This window comes from Amycolatopsis vancoresmycina (assembly GCF_000716785.1).
GTDB classification, from domain to species: domain Bacteria; phylum Actinomycetota; class Actinomycetes; order Mycobacteriales; family Pseudonocardiaceae; genus Amycolatopsis; species Amycolatopsis vancoresmycina.
This window is the reverse complement of the sequence record NZ_JNYY01000016.1, coordinates 307,932-331,206: the sequence shown is the minus strand read 5'-3', so window position 1 is coordinate 331,206 and position 23,275 is coordinate 307,932. Positions and strand designations below refer to the sequence as shown.

22 protein-coding genes are annotated in these 23,275 nt (G+C 71.0%); 8 read left to right on the top strand and 14 right to left on the bottom strand.

Going from position 1 to position 23,275, the window contains the following annotated elements:
• The first annotated feature begins 16 nt into the window (after positions 1 to 16).
• Entirely contained in the window at positions 17 to 577 is a 561-nt protein-coding gene (locus tag OO60_RS33245) for a TetR/AcrR family transcriptional regulator (RefSeq protein ID WP_003071458.1), read from the top strand.
• Between the two features lie 61 nt (positions 578 to 638).
• Here OO60_RS33245 and pgl read toward each other — a convergent pair whose 3' ends face one another.
• From pgl to tkt, 6 genes are read right to left on the bottom strand one after another with little or no spacing between them, the layout of a single operon-like run.
• Positions 639 to 1,418, bottom strand: a complete 780-nt coding sequence (gene pgl / locus OO60_RS33240; RefSeq protein ID WP_003071455.1) for a 6-phosphogluconolactonase — start codon at positions 1,416 to 1,418, stop codon at positions 639 to 641.
• A complete protein-coding gene (opcA, locus tag OO60_RS33235) occupies positions 1,415 to 2,422 on the bottom strand; it encodes a glucose-6-phosphate dehydrogenase assembly protein OpcA (RefSeq protein WP_033262857.1) in 1,008 nt (335 codons plus the stop codon). Before opcA ends, pgl begins: the two co-directional genes overlap by 4 nt.
• Entirely contained in the window at positions 2,419 to 3,942 is a 1,524-nt protein-coding gene (gene zwf / locus OO60_RS33230; protein WP_003071449.1) for a glucose-6-phosphate dehydrogenase, read from the bottom strand. Before zwf ends, opcA begins: the two co-directional genes overlap by 4 nt.
• Positions 3,939 to 5,561, bottom strand: a complete 1,623-nt coding sequence (locus OO60_RS33225) for a glucose-6-phosphate isomerase (protein ID WP_003071447.1) — start codon at positions 5,559 to 5,561, stop codon at positions 3,939 to 3,941. The genes zwf and OO60_RS33225 overlap by 4 nt, the downstream gene beginning before the upstream one ends.
• Before the next feature lie 8 nt (positions 5,562 to 5,569).
• Positions 5,570 to 6,682 (bottom strand): transaldolase, encoded by a 1,113-nt coding sequence (gene tal, locus OO60_RS33220; protein ID WP_003071445.1) that lies wholly within the window; start codon positions 6,680 to 6,682, stop codon positions 5,570 to 5,572.
• A 14-nt stretch (positions 6,683 to 6,696) separates the two neighbouring features.
• Positions 6,697 to 8,799 (bottom strand): transketolase, encoded by a 2,103-nt coding sequence (tkt, locus tag OO60_RS33215; RefSeq protein ID WP_003071442.1) that lies wholly within the window; start codon positions 8,797 to 8,799, stop codon positions 6,697 to 6,699.
• Positions 8,800 to 9,082: 283 nt separating this feature from the next.
• Here tkt and OO60_RS33210 point away from each other — a divergent pair, with 283 nt between their 5' ends.
• The 4 genes from OO60_RS33210 (at position 9,083) to OO60_RS33195 (ending at position 13,535) form a co-directional block, all read left to right on the top strand.
• Positions 9,083 to 10,063, top strand: coding sequence for a heme o synthase (locus OO60_RS33210; protein ID WP_003071439.1), 981 nt, complete (start codon positions 9,083 to 9,085; stop codon positions 10,061 to 10,063).
• Between the two features lie 206 nt (positions 10,064 to 10,269).
• Positions 10,270 to 10,665: a hypothetical protein gene (locus tag OO60_RS33205; RefSeq protein ID WP_003071436.1), complete on the top strand. Its 396-nt coding sequence runs from the start codon at positions 10,270 to 10,272 to the stop codon at positions 10,663 to 10,665.
• Positions 10,666 to 10,726: 61 nt separating this feature from the next.
• Positions 10,727 to 12,964 (top strand): HelD family protein, encoded by a 2,238-nt coding sequence (locus OO60_RS33200; protein ID WP_003071433.1) that lies wholly within the window; start codon positions 10,727 to 10,729, stop codon positions 12,962 to 12,964.
• Between the two features lie 10 nt (positions 12,965 to 12,974).
• Positions 12,975 to 13,535 carry an FKBP-type peptidyl-prolyl cis-trans isomerase gene (locus OO60_RS33195; RefSeq protein ID WP_003071430.1) on the top strand — a complete coding sequence of 187 codons (561 nt, stop codon included), beginning with the start codon at positions 12,975 to 12,977 and terminating at the stop codon, positions 13,533 to 13,535.
• Between the two features lie 54 nt (positions 13,536 to 13,589).
• Here the strand turns inward: OO60_RS33195 and OO60_RS33190 are convergent, their stop codons facing one another.
• Positions 13,590 to 14,558 (bottom strand): quinone oxidoreductase family protein, encoded by a 969-nt coding sequence (locus tag OO60_RS33190; RefSeq protein WP_003071427.1) that lies wholly within the window; start codon positions 14,556 to 14,558, stop codon positions 13,590 to 13,592.
• Positions 14,559 to 14,650: 92 nt separating this feature from the next.
• On the opposite strand from OO60_RS33190, the gene OO60_RS33185 reads away from it, so the two are divergent.
• Positions 14,651 to 14,950, top strand: coding sequence for a hypothetical protein (locus OO60_RS33185; RefSeq protein ID WP_003071425.1), 300 nt, complete (start codon positions 14,651 to 14,653; stop codon positions 14,948 to 14,950).
• On the top strand, positions 14,947 to 15,807 hold the full coding sequence (locus tag OO60_RS33180) for an ATP-grasp domain-containing protein (RefSeq protein WP_003071424.1): 861 nt from the start codon (positions 14,947 to 14,949) through the stop codon (positions 15,805 to 15,807). Before OO60_RS33185 ends, OO60_RS33180 begins: the two co-directional genes overlap by 4 nt.
• A 398-nt stretch (positions 15,808 to 16,205) precedes the next feature.
• On the opposite strand, the gene OO60_RS33175 is transcribed toward OO60_RS33180, so the two are convergent.
• The 4 genes from OO60_RS33175 to OO60_RS46680 all read right to left on the bottom strand — a co-directional run bounded on the left by OO60_RS33175 (position 16,206) and on the right by OO60_RS46680 (position 18,788).
• Positions 16,206 to 16,403 carry a hypothetical protein gene (locus tag OO60_RS33175; RefSeq protein WP_155848872.1) on the bottom strand — a complete coding sequence of 66 codons (198 nt, stop codon included), beginning with the start codon at positions 16,401 to 16,403 and terminating at the stop codon, positions 16,206 to 16,208.
• 79 nt (positions 16,404 to 16,482) lie between these two features.
• A complete protein-coding gene (locus OO60_RS33170; RefSeq protein WP_003071421.1) occupies positions 16,483 to 17,400 on the bottom strand; it encodes an acyl-CoA desaturase in 918 nt (305 codons plus the stop codon).
• Positions 17,401 to 17,463: 63 nt separating this feature from the next.
• Complete coding sequence (locus OO60_RS33165; RefSeq protein ID WP_003071420.1) at positions 17,464 to 18,429, bottom strand: COX15/CtaA family protein; 966 nt, start codon at positions 18,427 to 18,429, stop codon at positions 17,464 to 17,466.
• A gap of 26 nt (positions 18,430 to 18,455) precedes the next feature.
• On the bottom strand, positions 18,456 to 18,788 hold the full coding sequence (locus OO60_RS46680; protein WP_156081339.1) for a hypothetical protein: 333 nt from the start codon (positions 18,786 to 18,788) through the stop codon (positions 18,456 to 18,458).
• A gap of 147 nt (positions 18,789 to 18,935) precedes the next feature.
• Between OO60_RS46680 and OO60_RS33160 the strand changes: the two genes are divergently transcribed.
• Complete coding sequence (locus OO60_RS33160; RefSeq protein WP_156081338.1) at positions 18,936 to 19,817, top strand: hypothetical protein; 882 nt, start codon at positions 18,936 to 18,938, stop codon at positions 19,815 to 19,817.
• Here OO60_RS33160 and OO60_RS33155 read toward each other — a convergent pair.
• Genes OO60_RS33155 through mptB form a run of 3 tightly spaced genes read right to left on the bottom strand, consistent with a single transcriptional unit; the run spans position 19,810 to position 23,153 of the window.
• Positions 19,810 to 20,535, bottom strand: coding sequence for an ABC transporter permease (locus OO60_RS33155; protein ID WP_003071414.1), 726 nt, complete (start codon positions 20,533 to 20,535; stop codon positions 19,810 to 19,812). The genes OO60_RS33160 and OO60_RS33155 overlap by 8 nt on opposite strands.
• Before the next feature lie 53 nt (positions 20,536 to 20,588).
• On the bottom strand, positions 20,589 to 21,515 hold the full coding sequence (locus OO60_RS33150) for an ABC transporter ATP-binding protein (protein WP_003071410.1): 927 nt from the start codon (positions 21,513 to 21,515) through the stop codon (positions 20,589 to 20,591).
• A gap of 6 nt (positions 21,516 to 21,521) precedes the next feature.
• Positions 21,522 to 23,153, bottom strand: a complete 1,632-nt coding sequence (mptB, locus tag OO60_RS33145; RefSeq protein WP_003071405.1) for a polyprenol phosphomannose-dependent alpha 1,6 mannosyltransferase MptB — start codon at positions 23,151 to 23,153, stop codon at positions 21,522 to 21,524.
• Positions 23,154 to 23,275: the final 122 nt, after the last annotated feature.

The window sequence follows — 23,275 nt, the reverse complement described above, 5'->3', positions numbered from 1 at the left end:
ACGTAGGCTGGCGGTCATGACGGAAGTGATCGGGCGCCGCGAGCGCAAGAAGGCGCAGACCCGCCAGGCGCTGGCCGACGCGGCACTCGCGCTGTTCCTGGAGCGCGGCTACGACCAGGTCGGCGTGAAGGAGATCGCGGACGCGGCCGACGTTTCCGTGACGACGTTGTTCAAGCACTTCCCCAGCAAGGAAGCCCTGGTGTTCGACCAGGACGACGACATCGAGGCGGCACTGGTCCAGGCGGTGCTCGGCCGCCCGCCGGCCCACACGATCGTGGACGCCCTGCGCGAGTACATGCTGCGGGACATCGCGGTCGGCCCGGACGAGCAGTTCATCAGGCTGATCGAAAGCACCCCGACCCTGCGCGACTACGCGAGACGCATGTGGATGCGCCACGAGACGACCCTGGCCCGCGCGATAGCCGAGGAGTCGGGCGCCCCGGAGGACGACATCGCGTGCGCGGCCTTGGCGCGGTTCGCGCTGGCGTCGCGAGAGCTGATCCTGGCCCACCCACACCGGCGGCGGGCGGCGGAGGAGATCTTCGCCCGGCTGGAGCGGGGCTGGCGAACGGAGTGACGCGGGCGGGAAAGAGGTGAGGGCCCCTGCCGAAGCAGGGGCCCTCACCCGAGAAAACAACTCAAGCCGTAGGCGGCTGATACACCTTCGTCAGCTTCCCCGCCGCGGCCCGGTCCAGCAGCCACAGCGTCCGGCGGTGCCCGCGGGCCCCGGCCACCGGCAGCTGCACCTCACCGGCGCCCGCCAAGGCCAGCGCCACCGCGTCCGCCTTCGCCTCGCCGGCCGTCATCAGCCACACGTCGCGGGCGCGGCGGATTGCCGGGAGGGTCAGGGAAATACGCGTCGGGGGTGGCTTGGGGCAGTTCCGGACCGCCACCACCGAACGCTCCGTCTCGTACACCGCCGGGGACTCCGGGAACACCGATGCCGTGTGCCCTTCGCCCCCGAGGCCCAGCAGCATGATGTCGAACGACGGCACGTCGCCGTGGTCCTCCGGTCCGGCTTGAGACGCCAGCAGCGAGGCGTAGTCCGCGGCCGCCGCGTCGACGTCGTCGCCGAACTCGCCGTCCGAGGGCGCCATCGCGTGGACGCGCTTCGGGTCCAGCGGGACGTGGTCCAGCAGGGCCTCGCGGGCCTGCTTCTCGTTCCGCTCGTCCGAATCCGCCGGGACGAACCGCTCGTCGCCCCAGTAGATGTCCAGGCGGGACCAGTCGATCGCGTCGCGGGCCGACGAGGCCCGCAGCTCGGACAGCACCGCGATGCCCGTGCCGCCGCCCGTCAGCACCAGCGACGCCGATCCCCTGGCCGCCTGGACGTCCACCAGCCGGGTCACCAGGCGCGCCGCCGCCGCGGCGGCCAGCAGGTCCTGGTTCGCGTAGACGACCACTTCCGTCTTGCTCATTTGTGCGCACCCGAAGCCGCCGAGCCGGCCGCGGTGGCCGGCGAGGTGACGTCCGCCTTGGCCGGCGCGCCCGTCTTGCCGTTCGTGCCCGACGTGATCTTGCCCAGACCCTGCAGGGCCGCTTCGTAGACCTCGTCCGGGTCGAGCCGGCGCAGTTCCTCGATGAGGCAGTCCTGCGTGCTGCGCCGCTGCAGCGCGATCCGGCGGGTCGGCTGGCCCGGCTGGGTCAGCGTGCCCACGCGGCCGTCCGGGCGGTGCAGCTCCACCGGGCCCGAGCGGCGGTCGAGCGTCACCGAGATGATGCCGGCCGCGCCCGAGCTCTTGACCCGCTTGACCGGCACCTTCAGGTACTCGGCCAGCCAGGCCGCCAGCAGCTCGGTCGACGGCGAATCGGCCTCGCCGGTCACCGTCGCGCCGGTGATCTTCTCGTACGGCGGCAGGTCCAGCGCCGACACGAGCTGGGCGCGCCAGTGCGTCAGGCGCGTCCAGGCCAGGTCGGTGTCGCCTTCGGTGTACGCCTTCGCCCGCGTGGTCAGCGCCTTGACCGGGTTCTTCTCCGCGGCCGAGTCGGTGATCCGGCGCTGGGCCAGCTCGCCGAGCGGGTCCTTGTCCGGGTCCTTCGGGCCGGCTCCCGGCCACCAGCACACGATCGGCGCGTCCGGCAGCAGCAGCGGCACCACCGCGCTCTGGCCCTGCGCGGCCAGCGGGCCGTACAGCCGCAGCACGATGACCTCGCTCGCGCCGGCGTCGCCGCCGACGCGGATCTGGCCGTCGATGCGCGGGGCCGCCGTGCGGGCGCCCTTGGCCACCACGATCACCCGCGACGGGTGCTCCCGGCTCGCGCCGTTGGCGGCTTCGATCGCTTCTTCGAGCTTGCTGTCGTCGTCGGCCACGATCACCAGCGTCAGCACCCGCCCGAGCGCGACTTGCCCGCCCTGTTCGCGGATCTCCACCAGCTTCTTGTTGAGTGCCGAAGTCGTGGTGGACGGCAGGTCGATGATCACGGGCGCCTCCATTTCCGGCCGGTGCGCTCCAGCATTTCGTCGGCGGAGGCCGGGCCCCACGTGCCGGGCGCGTACTGCTCCGGCGCGCCTTCCTTCGCCCAGTGGTCCAGGATCGGGTCGAGGATCTTCCAGGACAGCTCGACCTCTTCGTTCACCGGGAACAGCGACGGCTCACCCAGCAGGACGTCCAGGATCAGGCGTTCGTAGGCCTCGGGGGAGGACTCGGTGAACGCGTGCCCGTACCCGAAGTCCATCGTGACGTCGCGGACCTCCATCGTGGTCCCCGGCACCTTCGAGCCGAACCGCAGCGTGATGCCCTCGTCCGGCTGCACCCGGATGACCAGGGCGTTCTGCCCCAGCTCCTCGGTCGACGTCGAGTCGAACGGCAGGTGCGGCGCCCGCTTGAACACGACGGCGATCTCGGTGACGCGGCGGCCGAGCCGCTTGCCGGTGCGCAGGTAGAACGGCACCCCGGCCCAGCGGCGGTTCTGCACCTCGAGGGTCACCGCCGCGTAGGTCTCGGTCTTCGAGTCCTTCGCGAAGCCCTCTTCCTGCAGCAGGCCGGGCACCTTCTTGCCGCCCTGCCAGCCGCCCGCGTACTGGCCGCGCGCGGTGGTCTTGCTCAGCGGCCCGACCGGCGTGACACCGGAGAGCACCTTGATCTTCTCCGCGCGCAGGGCCCGCGGCTCGAACGACAGCGGCTCCTCCATCGCGGTGAAGGCCAGCAGCTGCAGCAGGTGGTTCTGGATGACGTCCCGGGCGGCGCCGATCCCGTCGTAGTACCCCGCGCGGCCGCCGAGGCCGATGTCCTCGGCCATGGTGATCTGCACGTGGTCGACGTAGTTGGCGTTCCAGATCGGCTCGAACAGCTGGTTCGCGAAGCGCAGCGCCAGGATGTTCTGCACCGTCTCCTTGCCGAGGTAGTGGTCGATGCGGAACACCGACTCCTCGGGGAAGACGTCGTTGACGATCGCGTTGAGCTCTTCGGCGCTCTTCAGGTCGTGCCCGAACGGCTTCTCGATGACGACCCGGCGCCAGGTGCTGGCGTCCGCGTTGGCCAGCCCGGAGCGGGCCAGCTGCTTGGTCACCACCGGGAACGCGCCGGGCGGGATCGACAGGTAGAACGCGGTGTTGCCGCCGGTACCGCGTTCCTCGTCGAGGTCCTTCACCGTCTGCGCGAGCCGGTCGAAGGCCTCGTCGTCGTCGAAGGTGCCCTGGACGAACCGGATGCCTTCGGCGAGCCGGTTCCACACCGATTCCTTGAACGGCGTCCGCGCGTGCTCCTTGACCGAGTCGTGCACGAGCTCGCCGAAGTCCTGGTGCTCCCAGTCCCGGCGGGCGAACCCGACGAGCGAGAAGCCCGCCGGCAGCAGCCCGCGGTTGGCCAGGTCGTAGATGGCGGGCATCAGCTTCTTGCGGGCCAGGTCGCCGGTGACGCCGAAGATCACCAGGCTGGACGGCCCGGCGATCCGCGGGAGCCGCTTGTCCCGCGGATCGCGCAGGGGGTTGGTCCACGTCATGCGCCGGCCTCCTGTACCGCGCGGACGACGGCCGCGAGGCCCGCGGCCCGGTCGGTGAGGTGCAGGCGCAGCACCGGGCGGCCGTGCTCGGCGAGCACCTGCCCGTCGCCGAGGGCCTGGGCGTGCTGCAGCTGCCCCAGCGTGTACGGCCGGTCCGGCACGTCGAGGTCGTGCTCGACCGCGCCGGTGAGCTGCAGGAAGACGCCGTTCTGGTGCCCGCCCTTGTGGTACTGCCCGGTGGAGTGCAGGAACCGCGGGCCCCAGCCGAACGTCGTCTGCTTCCCGGTGCGCTTGGCGATTTCGCCGCGCAGCAGGGACGTCGACGCGTCGTCGAGGCGGTCGAGGTAGGCCTGCACGGCGATGTAGCCCGCGTCCGGCGCCGAAGCGAAGAACGCGGTCAGCACGTCGGTGAGGCTGCCGTCCGTGGAAACGCCGGCACTGCCGAAGATCTCGACCGGACCGTCCACGTTGGACGGTTCCTCGCCGCCCTTGAGCTTCTCCGGGTCGTCCAGCAGCGCCCGCGCCGCCTTCTTGGCCGCTTCCACGTCGGGCTGGTCGAACGGGTTGATCCCGAGCAGCCGCCCGGCGAGCGCGGTCGCGAACTCCCAGAGCAGGAACTGCGCGCCCAGCGAGCCGGTGACGGCGAGCTTCGCCGCACCCTGCGGGGTGCCGACCGCGGTGGGCGTGGCGTCGGACCCGGCGTCGGCGAAGCCGGGCGCCTCCGGGCCTTCGACCGCGACCGGCAGCAGGCCGGTGCCCTGCTTGCCGGTGGACTCGGCGATCAGCTGCTCCGCCCAGTCCGGGAAGCCCTTGATGCCGGAGCCGGTGTCCGCGAGGACGACCTTCTCGGCACCGGCCTCGTGCGCGGCGGCCCACGCGGCGGCCAGCTTGACCGCCGGGTTGTCCGCGGAGTCCGCGGCGAGCTCGTCGGCCACCGAAGCGGCCTGGTCGAGCAGCCGGGCGACGTCCGCGCCGGCCAGCCCGGCCGGGACCAGCCCGAACGCGGTCAGGGCCGAGTAGCGGCCGCCGACGTGCGGGTCGGCCAGGAAGGTCCGGCGATAACCCTCCTTTTCGGACAGTGCCTGGAACGGCGAGCCCGGGTCGGTGACGACCACGATCCGCCGTGCCGCGTCGATCCCCGCGTCGGCGAACGCTTTCGCGAAGATCCGCCGGTGGCTGTCGGTCTCGACGGTGCCGCCCGACTTCGACGACACCACGATCACCGTGCGCTCGAGGTCGCCCGCGAGGGCGTCCGCGACCTGGCCGGGGTCGGTGGTGTCGAGGACGGTCAGCGCGACGCCGTCGGTCGCGGTGATCACCTCCGGCGCCAGCGACGAGCCGCCCATGCCGGCCAGCACCACCCGGTCGACGCCCTCGGACCGCAACTCTGTTCGCAGTGCCTCGATTTCGCCGATCAGCGGTCGCGACGACTTGTGCAGCGTCGTCCACGACAGCCGGATCGACGCCTCGGATTCGGCGTCCGGCCCCCAGAGCGTCGCGTCCTGCGCCGCCAGCTTCGAGGCGGCCTGGTCGGCGACCAGCCGCTCGGCCAGGGGCGCAGCACGCTCCGCCAGTGCGGCGTCCACGATCTCGACGCCGGTCTTTTCGCCTGTCGTCATGTCGTGCTTCAGCCCTTCGCCTGCTCGAGCTGCCCGTTCACGGTGTCCAGCAGCTCGGTCCACGACTTCTCGAACTTCTCGACGCCCTCGTTCTCCAGCGTCAGGAAGACGTCGCGGATGTCGATGCCGACGGCCTCGAGCTTGTCGAACACCTCCTGCGCCTCGGCGGCGCGCCCGGTCACCTGGTCACCCTTGAGCTCGGAGTGCTCCGCGACCGCGTCTAGGGTCTTCTCCGGCATCGTGTTGACGGTGTCCTTCACGACCAGGTCGTCGACGTAGAGCGTGGGGGAGTAGTCCGGGTTCTTCACACCGGTCGAGGCCCACAGCGGACGCTGCGCGTGGGCACCGTCGGCTGCGAGGGTCTTCCAGCGGTCGCTGGAGAACAGCTCCTCGTAGGCCGCGTAGGCGAGCCGCGCGTTGGCGACGGCCGCCTTGCCGCGCAGGGCCTTGGCCTCGTCGGTGCCGATCGCGTCCAGGCGCTTGTCGATCTCGGTGTCCACGCGGGACACGAAGAACGAGGCGACCGAGTGGATGCCGCGCAGGTCGTGGCCGTTGGCCTTCGCCTGCTCCAGACCGGCGAAGAAGGCCTCGATGACCTTCTTGTAGCGCTCGACGGAGAAGATCAGCGTGACGTTGACGCTGATGCCCTCGGCCAGGGTCTTCGTGATCGCCGGCAGGCCCTCTTCGGTGGCCGGGATCTTGATCAGCACGTTCGGCCGGTCCACGGTCTTCCACAGGTCCTGCGCCTCGACCACCGTCTTGTCGGAGTCCTTGGCCAGGCGCGGGTCGACCTCGATCGACACGCGGCCGTCGACGCCGTTCGTGGCGGTGTAGACGTCGCGGAACAGGTCCGCGGCGTTGCGCACGTCGGTCGTGGTCAGGTCGCGGATGGTCGCCTCGACGTCGGCGCCCTGGGCGGCGAGCTCGCGCGTGCGCTCGTCGTAGGCGTCGCCCTTCGACATCGCGTTGGCGAAGATCGTCGGGTTGGTCGTCACGCCCACGACGTGCTTGTCGCGGATCAGGCCGGCCAGGTTGCCGGTGTTCAGGCGTTCACGCGAAAGGTCGTCGAGCCAGATCGATACGCCGGCTTCGGACAGAGCCGCGAGCTTGTCGTTGCTCATTACTGTCATCCCCTTCAGGAATTCTTGGTGTTCTGGATCGAGCGACGGGCGGCCTCGACGACGGCTTCCGCGGTGAACCCGAACTCACGGAACAGTGTGGCCGCGTCGGCCGACGCACCGAAGTGCTCGATCGAAACGTTCACCCCGGCGTCACCCGTGAAGCGGTGCCACGACTGGGCGATCCCCGCCTCGACGGACACGCGGGCCTTCACGGCGGCCGGGATGACGGATTCGCGGTAGGCCGCGTCCTGCGCGTCGAACCATTCGACACACGGCATGGACACGACACGCGCCTTGACGCCGTCGGCGTCCAGGGTCTTCTTGGCCTCGACCGCCAGCTGGACCTCGGAACCGGTGGCGATGAGGACGACGTCCGGGGTGCCGTCGGAGTCGGCCAGGACGTACCCGCCCTTGGCGACGCCCTCGGCGCTGGTGCCCTCGAGCACCGGCACGTTCTGGCGGGTCAGCGCCAGGCCGGACGGGTGGTGGATGTCCTCCAGCACCGCCTTCCACGCGTACGCGGTCTCGTTGGCATCCGCCGGGCGCACGACGTTGAGGCCCGGGATCGCGCGCAGCGCGGAGAGCTGCTCGATCGGCTGGTGCGTCGGCCCGTCCTCGCCGAGGCCGATCGAGTCGTGCGTCCACACGTAGGTGACCGGCGCCTTCATCAGCGCGGCCAGCCGGACCGGCGGGCGCATGTAGTCGGAGAAGATGAGGAACGTCGCGCCGTACGGGCGGGTGCCGCCGTGCAGCGCGATCCCGTTGAGGATCGAGCCCATGGCGTGCTCGCGGACGCCGAAGTGCAGCGTCCGGCCGTACGGGTTGGCCTGCCACATTTCGGTGGCGGCCTTCTCGGGACCGAACGAGTCGGCGCCCTTCATCGTCGTGTTGTTGCTCTCGGCCAGGTCGGCCGACCCGCCCCACAGCTCCGGCAGCGGCTCGGCGAGGGCGTTGAGCACCTCACCGGAAGCCTTGCGGGTGGCGATGCCCTTGGCGTCCGGCTCCCACTTCGGCAGGTTGTCGGCGAAGCCCTCCGGCAGCGAGCGGGTCTTCATCCGGTCGCCGATCTTCTTGCGCTCCGGGTTCGCCTGGCCCCAGGCCTCGTACTTTTCCTGCCACTCGGCGTGCGCGGCCCGGCCGCGCTCGGCCGCCTGGCGGGTGTGCTTGAGCACGTCGTCCTCGACCACGAACGACTGGTTCGGGTCGAAGCCGAGGATCTCCTTGACCGCGGCGACCTCTTCGCCGCCCAGCGCGGCGCCGTGCGCCTTGCCGGTGCCCATCTTCTTCGGGGCCGGGTAGCCGATGACGGTCCGCAGCGCGATGAACGACGGCCGCTGCGTCTCGGCCTTGGCGGCCTTGATGGCCTCCTCGATCGCGACGACGTCCTCGCCGCCCTCGACGACCTGGGTGTGCCACCCGTAGGCCTCGTAGCGCTTCACGGTGTCCTCGGACAGCGCGATGTTGGTGTCGTCCTCGATCGAGATCTTGTTGTCGTCGTAGAAGACGATCAGGTTGCCCAGCTCCTGGCGGCCCGCGATGGACGAGGCCTCGGAGGTGACGCCCTCTTCGATGTCGCCGTCGGAGGCGATCACGTAGATGTGGTGGTCGAAGATGCTCTCGCCGGGCGCGGCGTCCGGGTCGAGCAGGCCGCGCTCGCGGCGGGCGGCCATCGCCATGCCCACGGCGTTCGCCAGGCCCTGGCCCAGCGGGCCGGTGGTGGTCTCGACGCCGTCGGTGTGGCGGTACTCCGGGTGACCCGGGGTCTTGGAGCCCCACTTGCGCAGCTGCTTGAGGTCCTCGAGCTCGAGGCCGTAGCCGGCGAGGAACAGCTGGATGTAGAGGGTGAGGCTGGAGTGACCGGCCGAAAGGACGAAGCGGTCACGGCCCGGCCAGTGCTGGTCGTTCGGGTCGTGACGCAGCGTGCGCTGGAACAGCGTGTAGGCCAGCGGCGCCAGGCTCATCGCCGTGCCGGGGTGGCCACTGCCACAGTTTTCGACCGCGTCGGCGGCCAGGACCCGGACGGTGTCCACGGCGCGGGTGTCGGTGTCGGTCCAGTCGGCGGGCACGTTGCGCCGGAGGAGTGGGTTGTTCTCGCTGGTAGTGGCGGTTTCGGACACTGAACTCCAACTCCCGGTCATGATGGTTGCGGCTGGTCTTCCTCGTTCCGGTTACCCGTGCGCGCGGCTACCTATCTCAATCGATCCCGAAGGGACGATATTCCTGCTCGCGGCCATGCGCAGGGGCAATCGCGGCCCGTCGCGGCCAGCCTAGTGCTTCGGCCGGTCGAGGACCCGCGATCACCCACGGGATTCACCACGTCTAACATCGTTCGAGGGTTCAGTAGGGCTGGTTCTTCGGCTACCCGGACTGGTCCCGCCCGAACCTGACGCAGGGAGTGAAATGTCGCCGGTGAACGCTGCGCACGGACGCAGTGAAGACACCAGCGCCGTGCACCCGACCGGGGAACGACCGCACGGTGAGCGGCGGAGCCTCCGCCGGGTCGTCGGCGCCTACGCCGCGCTGGCCAAGCCGCGGGTGATCGAGCTCCTCCTGGTGACCACCATCCCGGCGATGTTCCTCGCCGGCCGTCAGATCCCCTCGCCGTGGCTGGTGCTGGCCACGCTGGTCGGCGGGACGATGGCCGCGGGCAGCGCGAACGCGCTCAACTGCGTGATCGACGCGGACATCGACAAGGTGATGAACCGCACGAAGCGCCGTCCGCTGGTCAAGGACTCGGTGCCGCGCCGCGGCGCGCTGATCTTCGGCCTCGTCATGGGCGTCGCCTCGGCGGCCGTGCTCTATTTCACGGTGAACCTGCTGTCGGCGATCCTCGCGGTCGCGACCATCCTCTTCTACATCTTCGTGTACACGCTCGGCCTGAAGCGGCGCACGTCGCAGAACGTGGTCTGGGGCGGCGCGGCGGGCTGCATGCCGGTGGTCATCGGCTGGGCGGCCGTCACCGGCACCGTGCAGTGGCCGGCGTTCGTGATGTTCGGCGTGATCTTCTTCTGGACCCCGCCGCACACCTGGGCGCTGGGCATGAAGTACCGCGAGGACTACGAGCGCGCGGGCGTCCCGATGCTGCCGGTGGTCGCCACCGCCCAGCACGTCGCCCGCCAGATCGTCATCTACTCGTGGGTGATGGTGGCGTGGACGCTGCTGCTGCTCCCGGTGACGTCGTGGCTGTACGGCACGTTCGCGATCCTGGCGGGCGGCTGGTTCCTCTTCTACGCGCACAGCCTGCAGGCGGCGGTGCGGCGCGGCGAGGAGACCAAGCCGATGGCGCTGTTCCACCGGTCGAACACGTACCTGATGATCGTGTTCGTGGCGCTGGCGGTGGACTCGGCCATCGGGCTGCCCACGCTCGGCCTGCCGTTCTGACTCCGGCTCTGAGACGGGCCGGGATCGCGGTCACCGCGGTCGTCGTCTTCGGGCTCCTCGCCCTCCTCGGCCGCGGCCGGCTCGACCTCGACCAGAACCGGCTCCTCGGGACCGGCTGCGCCATCCCGGCCAAGATCACCGCGGTCCCCGGCCCGGCCCCCGACGGCGGTGTCGTCCGGGTCGTCGAGCAGGGCCCGGGTGCCGCGGTGCTCGAGAACACCAGCGCCCTCGCCGCCTACCGGATCCCCGTGACGTCCGGCTCGCGGACCGTCGAAGTGCCCCTCCTCACGCCCGGCGAACGGGTCGGCGTGGCGCTCGATCAGCCCGCGGTCGGGCCCGTGGTCTGGCTCGCGCCCGAAGCCCTCGGCGGGTTCACGCCGGTGACCGCGACCGTCGTCCCCGGTGGTGTCCGGTACCACTCGGCGAACTGCCGGGCCCTGACCAGTCGCGGGGCCGCCGTGCTGTTCCGGGGCCCCGACGGGCGCATCACCGGAGGCGCGCAACTGCTGCCAGAGGAAGTGTCGTGCGCTCCTGGGGAGAAGGTGCTGCCCGCCGTCCGGTCGGGCGAGGTCTCCCCGTACTGCGCCCTCGGCTCGGAATGATCGCGCGGCGACCGCCGTTACACTTCGTTGGCTCTTTTTCCTTGAGGCGAAAGCAGGATCTTTGTCTTCGGACGACTTCTCCGCCGAGCTCGCCCGCGAGCAGGCGTACGTCACCACCCTCTACGCGAAGCTCGACGCCGAGCGCCTCGAAGCCCAGCGCCGCCTCGACGAGACGCTGCGGCAGACCGGCGGCACCCCGCAGGCCCGCACCGAACGCGACGTCGCCACCACCCTCTACACCGACCGGCTCGCCCAGCTCGGTTCCGTCGAGCAGGGGCTGGCCTTCGGGCGGCTCGACTTCGTCCCCGAGAGCGCCGAGGAAACCACCTACATCGGCCGCCTCGGGCTCTTCGACGAGGACGACGACTACAAGCCGCTGCTCGTCGACTGGCGGGCGCCCGTCGCGCGGCCCTTCTACCTCGCCACCGCCGCGTCCCCCGACGGCGTGCGACGGCGGCGGCACCTGCGGTCGCTGACCCGCAAGGTCACCGGATTCGACGACGAGGTCCTCGACCTCACCGCCGCCGACCAGGGCCAGGACCTCGGGCTGGCCGGCGAAGCCGCCCTCCTGGCCGCGCTCGAACAGCGCCGGACCGGCGAGATGAGCGACATCGTCGCCACCATCCAGGCCGAGCAGGACCGCATCATCCGCGCGCCGCTCGGCGGCGTCATGGTCGTCCAGGGCGGCCCCGGTACCGGCAAGACCGCCGTCGCGCTGCACCGCGCGGCCTACCTGCTCTACACGCACCGCCAGCAGCTCACCACCCGCGGCGTGCTCGTCGTCGGCCCGAACAGCACGTTCCTGCGCTACATCGGCCAGGTGCTGCCGTCGCTGGGCGAGACCGGCGTGCTGCTCGCCACCATCGGGCAGCTCTACCCGGGCCTGCAGGCCGACGGCGTCGAACCCCGCGAGACCACCGAGGTCAAGGGCCGCCTGGTGCTGGCCGAGGTGCTCGCCAACGCGGTTCGCGACCGCCAGCGCGTGCCCGAGCCCCTGCTGGAGATCGAGTACGAGCACGACGTGCTGCGGCTGGACCGCAAGACCTGCACCGACGCCCGCACCCGCGCCCGTCGCTCGCGGCGGCCGCACAACCCGGCGCGGCGCCTGTTCGTCTCCGACGTCCTCGACGCCCTGACCCGCCAGGCCGCCCGCAAACTGGGTGCCGACCTCCTCGACGGGCAGGACCTGCAGGACATCCGCGCCGAGCTGGCCGCGGACGACCACGTCATCGCCGCCCTCGACGAGCTGTGGCCGGTGCTGACGCCGGAAGGCGTGCTCGACGACCTGTTCGCCGACCGCGAACGCCTCGCGCGGGCCGCCGGCAAGCTGCTGTCCCCGGCGGATCAGGCCCTCCTGGAGAGCCCCCGCGACGCGCGCTGGACGCCCGCGGACGTGCCGCTGCTCGACGAGCTGGCCGAGCTGATCGGCGTCGACGACACCGAGGCCCGCGTCGAGCGCAAACGCCGTGAGCGCGAGGACCGCGCGTACGCCGAGGGCGTGCTCGACATCCTCGAACAGGACGAGGAGATCATCGACGAGGAGCTCCTGCGCGTCTCCGACGTCCTCGACGCCGAGCTGTTCGCCGAGCGCCAGCAGGCGCGCAGCGAGCTGACCGCCGCCCAGCGGGCCGCGCAGGACCGGACCTGGACGTTCGGGCACGTGATCGTCGACGAGGCCCAGGAGCTGTCGGCGATGGACTGGCGGCTGCTGATGCGGCGCTCGCCGAACCGGTCGATGACGCTGGTCGGCGACGTCGCCCAGACCGGCGCGGCCGGGGGCGCGCGGTCGTGGGGCGAGGCGCTCTCGCCGTACGTCGAGGACCGGTGGCGCCTGGAAGAGCTGACCGTGAACTACCGCACGCCGGCCGAGATCATGGCCGTCGCGGCGCGCGTCCTCGCGGAGGTTTCGCCTTCGCTCTCGGCGCCGTCTTCGGTGCGCGAGACCGGGGTGCCGCCGTGGTCGGTGCGCCCGGCTTCCCTGGCCGCGGAGCTGCCCGGGCTGGTGGCGCGTGAACTGTCCGAAGTGGACGGCGGCACGGTCGCGGTGCTGGTGCCGCCCGGCCGCCTCGAAGCGGTTTCGGCGCTGCTCGGCTCACCGGGCGAACGGCTGAGCGTGCTGACCGTCGAGCGCGCCAAGGGCCTGGAGTTCGACGCGGTGGTGCTGGTCGCGCCGGACGAGGTCGTTGCGGGCTCGCCGCGCGGGCTCAACGACCTGTACGTCGCGCTCACGCGGGCCACGCGGCGCCTCGGGGTGGTCACCACGGGTGACGACGTCCCGGCACTCTCCGTGCTTGGCTAGGGTGCCCGGCATGCAGAAGATCGGGAAGATCGTGGTCGCCGCCGCGGCGGCGCTGTCGCTGGCCGCGTGCGGCCAGCAGGCCAAGACCGAAACGGCCGCCCCGGCGGGCCCGTCGGTCCCGCCGTCGAGCGCCGCACCGGCGACCCAGAGCAAGGGCCGCGAGTGCACGGCGGACGACGTCAAGACGACGGGGAAGTTCGGCGAGGTGCCGACGATCACCATCCCGGACGACTGCGACCCGCCGAAGAAGCTGATCACCAAGGACCTGTCCGAGGGCACCGGCGGCGCCGCGAAGGCCGGCCAGCAGCTGAAGATGAACTACCTGCTGGTGACGTGGTCGGACAAGAAGAAGCTGGACAGCTCGTTCGACCGCGGCCAGACGTTCGACCTCAACCTGGGCGCCGGCGAGGTCATCCCGGGCTGGGACAAGGGCCTGGAGGGCATCAAGCAGGGCGGCCGCCGCCTGCTGATCATCCCGCCGGACCTCGCGTACGGCGAGGGCGGCCGCGGCATCAAGCCGAACGAGACCCTCGTCTTCGTCACCGACGCCGTCTCGGTCCCCGCCGCCTGACTCGCGCGAAGGCCGCCCGCGGGGTTTCCCGGGGCGGCCTTCGGCGTGCCGGCGTCAGGGGATGAGCAGGAGCTTGCCGGTGGTGCGGCGGGCCTGGAGGTCCTCGTGGGCCTGCCGGGCGTCGGCCAGCGGGTACTTGCCGCCGACACGGACGGTCAGCTCGCCCGCGAGGATGGCGTCGAACAGCTCCTTCGACCGCCAGTCGATCTCCTCGCGCGTACGCGTGTAGTGCACGGACGTCGGGCGGGTCAGGTAGAGCGAGCCGCCGGAGTTGAGGCGCTGCGGGTCGAGCGGGGGGACCGGGCCGCTGGACGCGCCAAACAGCGCGAGGAGGCCGCGGACCTTCAGGCTGGCCAGGCTGCCGTCGACGGTGTCCTTGCCGACCCCGTCGTAGACGACGTCGACGCCCTCGCCGCCGGTCAGCTCGCGGGTGAGCTTCGCGAAGTCCTCGCGGTCGTAGCGGATCACCTCGTCGGCGCCGGCCTCGCGGGCGAGCCGTTCCTTCTCTTCGGTCGACACCGTGCCGATGACGCGGGCGCCGCGCGCCTTGGCCAGCTGCACCAGGAGCAGGCCGACGCCGCCCGCGGCCGCGTGCACGAGCACGTCGTGGCCCGGCTTGACCTCGAAGGTCGAGGCGACCAGGTAGTGCGCGGTGATGCCCTGCAGCATGGTGGCGGCGGCGGTCTCGAGCGAGACGCCGTCGGGCACCCTGACCGCCACCGAGGCGGGGACGAGCTTCCGGGCCGCGTAGCTGCCGATCGAGCCCTGCCAGGCAACGCGGTCGCCGGGCGCGAAGCCGGTGCCCTCGGCCGCCTCGACGACCGTGCCGGCGCCCTCGAGACCGGGGACGAACGGCAGCTCCATCGGGTAGATGCCCTGCCGCTGGTAGGTGTCGATGTAGTTGACCCCGGCCGCGGCGACGTCGACCAGCAGTTCGCCGTCCCGCGGCGCGCGGACGTCCACTTCGGCCGGTTCGAGCACCTCCGGGCCGCCGGTCTTCGTCACCTGGACTGCGGTGGGCATGCGTCCTCCTCGGGTCGGGTTCTCCCGGGTGCAACTATGGCCGACGCCACGCTGTTCCGCGTTCCGGCGCTTCGTTGGTTATCGTTCGGGACGTGACTTCAGAAGAGACCGTCGTTGCGCCGACCGGCGCCCAGCTGGCCGCGGCCCGCAAGTTCGTGCAGGCGCACGGCAAGCCGTCCCGCGCGGTGGTGGAGAACATCGGCCGGGCCGGGGCCCGCGTGGTCCTGGTCGGAGCCGACGGCGCCCTCGGCGACGTGGTGGTCCCTTCGGTGGCGACGGGCGAGGCCCTGGTCGAGGCGGTCGAGGACCTCTCGCCGGCCGCCTGGGACGCGGAGACGGTGAAGGCGACGAAGATCGGCCCGGAGCACCGCCGCAAGATGGCGGGCAAGTGAGCCCCACGGCGGTCCTGGTCAGCTGCGCAGAACTCCCTTCGGGTGACGGCGACGACGACGCCGTCGTGCCCGCGTTGTCCTCGCTGGGCTTTTCGGTGTCGTGGGCGCCCTGGGATTCCGCGTACGACTTCGCTTCCGCCGACGCGGTGATCCTGCGGGCGACGTGGGACTACGCGTCCCGGCGCCCGGAGTTCCTGTCGTGGTGCGAATCGGTCCCGTCGCTGTTCAACCCGGCCGCCGTCGTCCGGTGGAACACGGACAAGTCGTACCTGGTGGAGCTGCTCGACGCCGGGGTGGCCGTGGTGCCCACCTCGCTGGTCGTGCCGGGTTCCCCGGCTTCCTTCCCGTCGTCGGAATTCGTGGTCAAGCCGGCGGTGGGGGCGGGATCCCGCGGAGCGGCGCGGTTCGCTGCCGGCGTTGACGCTTCCGCGCACGTCGCCGCGTTGCACGCCGAGGGCCACGCGGCGCTGATCCAGCCGTACCAGTCCAGTGTGGACACTTCCGGCGAGCTGGCTCTGGTCTACCTCGGGGGAATCTACTCGCACGCCTTCTCGAAGGGCGCGATGCTGGGGTCCGAAATGGACTCTTCGGGGTTGTACCTGTCGGAGGAGCTGGCACCGGCGTCGCCGCCCGCGGACGCCGTGGCGCTGGCTGAGGACGTCTTGGATGCGGCATCGGCCCTGCTGGGGATTTTGCGGGCGGAACTGCTGTACGCACGGGTGGATCTGGTGCGCGGCGCGGATGGGAAGCCGTTGCTGCTGGAGCTGGAGCTGACGGAGCCGTCACTGGGGTTCCGCCAGGCGGACCCGAGCGCGGCGGTGCGGTTCGCGTCGGCGGTGCGGCAGCAGCTGGCGTGAACGGACAGGAAGCCACACCGCGTCGGTGTGGCTTCCTTCCTCCCCGGAGAGAGCTGGCGCTGGGCCATGCTCAATTTCCTGTGTTGCCCCCTCCTTCGATGCCACGGCCGTTGCGAACGTTCCGGTGCTCCACGTGCTCTCTCCTCCACATATCCGTCGACACGGAGAGTTGCAATATTCAAGATCACCTTGCGGTACGCAACCGGAGGCTGGATCCGCTTGGGGACGACCCGACCTCGTGCATCCTTTCGTCGGTGCTCTACCTGCATGATGCGTACTAGTGCACCCCAAAGGCAAGGGTGGCGAGCGGCGGGGCGAAAGCAAAATCCCCGTCACCGAGGCGAGTTCGCGCTTGGTGACGGGGACTTCAAGGCCGGTGCTTCGGCAGGCCGGATCGGTCAGTTGGCGGTGTTGCCGCCCAGGTCCACGCTGTTTCCGGTGTTGCCGCCGCCTCCGGCGAGGTGCATGGGGTGACCACTGTTCCCCGTGTTGCCGCCGCCTTCTCCGCCGCTGGCCAAGCAGAGGGCCGCGACCGCCGCGATCACCGCGATCGTCCGCCGCGCCCGGCTGATGCTGTTGAACTTCACTCGCTTCATCCCGCCTCTTTGCACTAGGTAGCGGGAAGATACCGGGCATCCTCGGACACGGTAGAGAAGCCTCGGCTACCCTGAGTGATCAGACCCGCTTTGCGGCCAGCCGATCCGCCCGCGGCCATCGCACGTTCGTCGCCCACCCGAAGCGCTCGAACGCCCAGATCACCCGCGCCGAGACATCCACCTGCCCCCGCAGCACCCCGTGCCTCGCACACGTCGGGTCGGCGTGGTGCGAGTTGTGCCAGGACTCGCCCATCGACAGCAACGCCAGCGGCCAGAAGTTCGCCGCCTTGTCCCGGCTGGCGAACGGCCGTTCCCCGATCAGGTGGCACACCGAGTTCACCGACCACGTCACGTGGTGCAGGAACGCGATCCGCACCAAGCCCGCCCAGAAGAACCCCGTCACCACGCCCCACCAGGACCACGAGATCAAGCCGCCGAGGCCCGCCGGGAGGGCCAGGCTCAACGTGATCCAGAGCCAGAAGTAGCGGTTCACCCAGCGCACGTCCGAGTCCGCCACCAGGTCCGGGGCGAAGCGGTCCGCGTTGGTCACCTCGCGGCCGAACATCCAGCCCATGTGCGCGTGCCAGAAGCCCCGCAGCAGGGCCGCCGGTGAAGTGCCGAACAGCCACGGCGAGTGTGGGTCGCCCTCGCGGTCGGCGAACGCGTGGTGGCGGCGGTGGCTCGCCACCCAGAAGATCACCGAACCCTGGACCGCCATGCTGCCCGCGATCGCCAGCACCACGCGCAGCGGCCGGGACGCCTTGAACGCGCCGTGGGTGAAGTAGCGGTGGAAGCCGACCGTCACGCCGAGTGTGGCGAACACGTAGAACCCCGTCGCGAGGATCAGGTCGATCCAGGTCATGCCCCAGCCCCACACCAGGGGGACCGCGATCAGGAGCGCCGCGAACGGCACCAGCAGGAAGGTCTTGAGCACGATCATCTCGCCGGTGCCGCGGCGGTGGGAGATGAGCGGCTTGGGCGCGGTGCGCGACGTCATGGCGCGAACAGTAGCTCACGCACCGGACGGCCACGCCGACGCGGAGTTAAGGCCGCGTAGCCGTCAGGCGGCCGTGAGCTCCTTCGGCGCCGCCGTCAGCGACGTCACCGGGCCGCGGTCGCGGCTGCCCGTCCACAGCGACGCCGTCGCGATGATGACCGCCATCGCGCCCAGCACGTGGAACGACACCATCGCCTCCGGCACGCCCAGCGCGTACTGCAGCGAACCGAGCCCGCCCTGCGCGACGGCGACCACCCAGACCACCGTGTAGCGCCGCCAGAGGCTCTTCGGGGCGCCGATGCGCAGCAGCTGCAGGCCGAACACCGCCAGCAGCAGCAGGTAGAGCACCAGCAGTCCGCCGTGGACTTGGGCCAGCGCCTCCACCGGGGCGTCGAGGCGGTGGGTGTTGATGTCGCCGCTGTGCGGGCCTGCGCCGGTCACCGTGGTGCCCGCCGCCAGCACCAGCCACATGACGGCGGCGAGCAGGACCAGGATCGTGCGGCCGGCAGGCGGGACCAGCAGGCGCGGGGTCTCGTCGCCTTCGCGGAACGCGCGCAGCAGCAGGACGGCCAGCCAGACCAGCGGGGTCGTCGCGAGGAAGTGGATCGCGACCGTCCACCACTCCAGCTTCGCGAGCACCGTGAGACCGCCGACGACGGCCTGCAGCACGACGCCGCCGGGCATCGTCCAGGCCAGCTTGACCAGGCGCTTGCGCTCCGGGTGATCGATCTGCACTCGCCACGCCGTGATGACCGCGACGGCAGCGACCAGGACGACGACGAAGGTCAGCAGCCGGTTGCCGAACTCGATCCACTGGTTGAGCGCGTCGATCCCCGAGTCGTGCTTCGGCACCAGGCTGCCCGCGACGCACTGCGGCCAGGTCGGGCAGCCGAGCCCGGACCCGGTGACGCGCACGATGGATCCGGTGACCCCGATCAGCGCCTGCGCGAGGACCGCGGCGATCCCGACGGCCCGCTGTACGGCGGCGGAAGGAAACGGCAGACGGGCGACGAGGCTGGTGAAGGGCACGGTATCGATGGTAGAGCGCACGGAAATCACGCTTCCGGCAGGTCTGGACGCCCAGAGCCCGAAGGCGGCCGCAAGGGACCTTGGTCCTGACGGCGGAAATCGGCGCCCTCCGGTTCGGCAGCATTTCTCCGGCTCGCGTCCCGCGGGTGCCCGGCCAGGAACGTCGCCATCGCGACCAGTGCGTTCAGCAGGGCGGCCACCGCCGCGCCGGAAGTCAGGGCCGCTACCGTGAGCGATTCGCCGTTCAGCCACGCGAAAAGGCAGGCTGCCGAACCCAGTGACACGACGGTCGTCCCGCCGAAGGTGACCAAGGTTCGTGCTCGATCAGTGCGCGACGAAGATCGGTTCGACTTGGGCATCGGGATACTTCCTTGTCCGCATTAACGTAGGCGAACCACGATGACAGCGAACGTAAGATCAAGTAAAAATCCCACTGTTACGGCGGTTTACAGTAGTTTTACAGCTTCTTACGATGAGCGGTCACACCCTTCGTGGAGGTGGTGCCCGTGACACCCGAAGAACTGCTTGCGTCGGCGCTCCGGAAGTTGCACCTCAAGGCGGGAAAGCCGAGTACCCGGAAGATCGCCGGCGGGGTGGGCGGGGTCAGCCACACGACGGTCAACGAGATGCTCCGGGGGTCCCGGGTTCCTGCCTGGGAGCTCGTCGAAAAGGTGGGTCGCTTCCTGGAGGGTGACGAGTCCGAGCTGCGAACGCTGTGGATGGCGACGCAGAAGACGCCGCTCCCGCGAGGGGAAGCGCACAACGATCTCTGGGACCCGGTGTACCTGGACCGCTTGGTCGTCACCTCGTTCGTCAGCGGAAAGGGAACGCGGGAGGTCCGGACGGTCGAACGTTGGATCAGGGCCACGAGCGACGGGGTCGACCGCTTCCGCGTCCGGGCGGCGGCGCTCCAGGGGATCTCCCACGCCGGGAGCGGCCGGGTCAACGTCGAGCCGTACCTCAACTGCACGATCGGCAAGGTCAAGCCGGTCAAGATCTCGGAAGAAGGTGACGCGTGGCTCGTCGACGTGCTGCTGGCGGTTCCGCTCGACGAAGGGGAATACGGCTTCTTCGCCACCAGGAGCCGCTACGCACACCCCGCTCGGTTCACCAGCTACACCGAAACCACGATCACCTGCCAAGGAGCTCGGGAAGTGTTGATCAGGGTGCAGTTCTCGAGTGACAGCGTGCCCCCGAAGTGCTGGAGTTACGTGGGATCGTCCGAGATCGACATGCAGGAGGAGCCACCCGCGGGCTCGCGCCGGATACTGCCGGTCTCGTCTTCGAGGTACGTCGATCTGCCCGCTCGAAGCCTGCCGCCGGGGGCGCGGGTCGGGGTGGCTTGGAAGTGGGACCCGACGAACTCGCCTGAGCTGGTCGTCAGGTGAGCTTGGTCGTCCGCGAGGCCACCGCCCCGGCGACCACCGCCCACCCGGCGAGCACCGCCATCGGCCCGGGCGCGAACGAACCGTCCACCAAAGCGGCCCGCATCCCTTCCGCCAGCGCCCCCGACGGCAGCAGCTCCACCACGCGAGCCAGCCCCGAAGGCAGCGACGACGGCGCCAGCAGGATCCCGCCCGCCAGCAGCAGCACGAACCACACGATGTTCGCCAGCGCCAGCACCGCCTCGGCCCGCAACGCCCCGCCCAGCAACACACCCAGCGCGCCGAAGGCGAGCGTGCCCAGGACGAGGAGCAGAACCGCCGACAGAATACCCGAAAGGGAAGGCGACCACCCGAGGAACGCCGCCACCACGCCGATGATCACCGACTGCAGGACCACGACCACCAGGGCCGCCGCCAGGCGCCCCGCCACCAGCAGCCACCTCGGCAACGCCGTCGCCGAGAGGCGCTTCAGCACCCCGTACCGGCGGTCGAACCCGAGGGCGATCGCCTGGCCGGTGAACGCCGAGGACATCACCGCCAGCGCCAGGATGCGCGGGGTGATCCAATCCACCCGCGGCACGGACCCCAGCGAGGACGCCGGGAGGATGTCCAAAAGGGACAACCCGATCAGCAACGCCAGCGGGATCAGCAGCGTCAGCAGCACCTGCTCGCCGTGGCGCAACGTCAGGCTGACCTCGACGCGTGCATGGGTGCGCAGCATCCGGCCCAGCGATCCCCGGCCGGGTGCCGGGGTGAAGGTCCCCGCAGCAAAAGTCACGCCCGCAGCTCCCGTCCGGTCAGCTCGAGGAAGACCTCTTCCAGGGTCCGCTTGCCGACCTGCAGTTCCTCCGGCAGCACGCCCTGCTGGGCGCACCACGCCGTGACCGTCGACACCACCTGCGGGTCGACCGAGCCGACCACCACGTACGTGCCCGGAGCGGACTCGCGGACCGCGTAGCCCTCCGGCAGCGCCGCGGTCAGCAACGCCGTGTCGAGGCGGGTGCGGGCCTTGAACCGCAGGCCCGCGCTGCCGGTCTCGTCCATCGTCAGCGACTGCGGTGCGCCCGAGACGACGACCTTGCCGTGGTCCACGATCACGACCGTGTCGGCCAGTGCCTCGGCCTCTTCCATCAGGTGCGTGGTCAGCAGCACCGAAACGCCGTCGGCGCGCAACGCGCCCAAGAGGTCCCAGACCAGCCGGCGGGCCTGCGGGTCCATGCCGGCCGTCGGCTCGTCGAGGAACACCAGTTCCGGCCGGCCGACCAGGGCGCACGCCAGGGAAAGGCGCTGCTGCTGGCCGCCGGAAAGGCGCTTGAACGGCGTGCGGCGCACGGAAGCCAGCCCGAGGACGTCCAGCAGCCAGGCCGGGTCGAGCGGCGAAGCGGCGCAGGACGCCACCAGCCGCAGCATTTCGTCGGCGCGCACGCCGGGGTACGCGCCGCCGCCCTGGGGCATGATCCCGACGCGGGGGCGCAGGGCCGCCGACTCGCGCACCGGGTCGAGGCCGAGCACGCGTACCGAGCCCGCGTCAGGCTTCGAAAAGCCTTCGCAGAGCTCGACGGTGGTGGTCTTGCCGGCCCCGTTCGGGCCGAGCAGCGCGAGCAGGCTGCCGCGCTCCATCCGCAGGTCGAGGCCGTCGACCGCGCGGGTGGAGCCGTAGCTTTTGACCAGCCCGCTGATCTCGACGGCAGGGACACTCACATCGGGTCACGATACGGCGTCGGCGGGCGCGGGCACCGGCGGGGACGGCCGGGACAGCAACACGGGCGCGAGGCGCCGCACGACCAGCATCCCGCCGCCGCAGACGACGATCGCCGCGACGTAGGCGAACGGCAGCACGTACGGACGGCCGTCGAAGGTGCTGCCGGTCGGCGGGAGCAGGAACGGCAGGGCGGCCGACAGGACCGCCGCCGCCACCCGGAACCGGGACGTCCCGGCCGCCGCGGCCAGCGGGATGACCGCCCACAGCACGTACCAGGGCTGGAGGTTGATCTGCAGGATCATCACCGCGCCGAGGGCGACGCCGAGGCCGATGATCGGCCGGTAGCGCCACTTGAAGCTGTCCCAGAGGAACTTGAACGTGATCGCCAGCGCGACGAGGTAGCCGAGCACGCCCAGGATCGGCACCAGCGCGTCGGTGTGGTTGCCGAGGCCGAGCGCGATGCCGAGGACGCCGGAGAGGTTGGCGAGCTCGGCGGTCGGGGAGATCCAGGAGCGGACCAGGCCCGGCGTGCTGAACGTCGCCCCCACCCAGCCGAAGCCGAGGCCGGTGCCGAAGCACACCGCCACCAGCACCACGCCGAACCACAGCGCCATCGGCGCGCCGGCGTGGAACAGGTCCTTGAGCCGGCCGTGCCAGCGCCGCGCCACCATGACCGCGAAGAACGGCAGCGCGAACACCGCGGGCAGCTTGACCGCGACACCGAGGGTGATGATGGCCACGCCGAGCGCGATGTACAGCAGCTCGCCGCGCGCAAGCGGCGGTGGTGTGTCGCCCTTGACCCGGATCGGCAGCTTCCGGATGCCGACCTCGAGGCCGGCCAGCATCAGGCCGACGGCCAGCGCGTCGTTGTGGGCGCCGGCGACGAAGTGGAAGATCAGCAGCGGGTTCAGCGCGCCGAGCCACAGCGCGGTCGCGGGCTGGACGCCGAAGCGGCGGGCCAGCCGGGGCAGCGCCCAGACGATGAGGACCACGCCGGCGAGCGCGAGCAGCCGCTGCAGCAGCACGCCGACCGCGATGCTGTTGCCGGCCAGCGGCGCCAGCCAGCCGCCGAGGCGCAGCACCAGCGGTCCGTACGGGGCCGGCGTCTCGCGCCACATGTTCGACACGCCCGCGGTGAACGGGTCCGCGACGCCGAGGGCCTGCGCCGGGCCCAGCACGTAGGGGTCCATCCCGCGGTGCACGATCTCGCTCTGCGCGAGGTAGCTGTAGACGTCGCGGGAGAACAGCGGCGGGATGACCAGCAGCGGCAGCACCCACAGGGCGATGGTGCGGGCCAGCTGTCCCTGCGACGCGAGCCGGGCGCGGTCCGGGCGGGCGAACCTGCCCAGCATCAGCCAGCTCAGCACCAGGATGCCCATCCCGGAGATGGCGATGGCCAGCGAAACCGTCGGGATCCGGGTGAACAGCCGCAGCACCGGGATCTCCTGCACCGGGTTGATCACCGGGGCGGCGCCGGCGCCGAGGGAGCCGACGGCGAGGAAGAGCGACCCGACCGTGCCGAAGCGGCGGACGACGTTCAGCCCGCGCAGCTCGGCGGCCTCCAGGGGCAGCGGCTCGCGCGGGCGGACGGGCGAAAGCGTGACGGGATGGGCACGCCCGGTGTCCAGCTCCGCCACTTGCCGTCCCTGCTGCGCAGGATGTTCGCCCACTGCCACGGGTGCAGGGTATCGGTCCGCCCCGGAGTGAGTCGGATCACTGCCGCGGGGCCCGCCTTTGCGGGTCATCCGGAAATAAGACA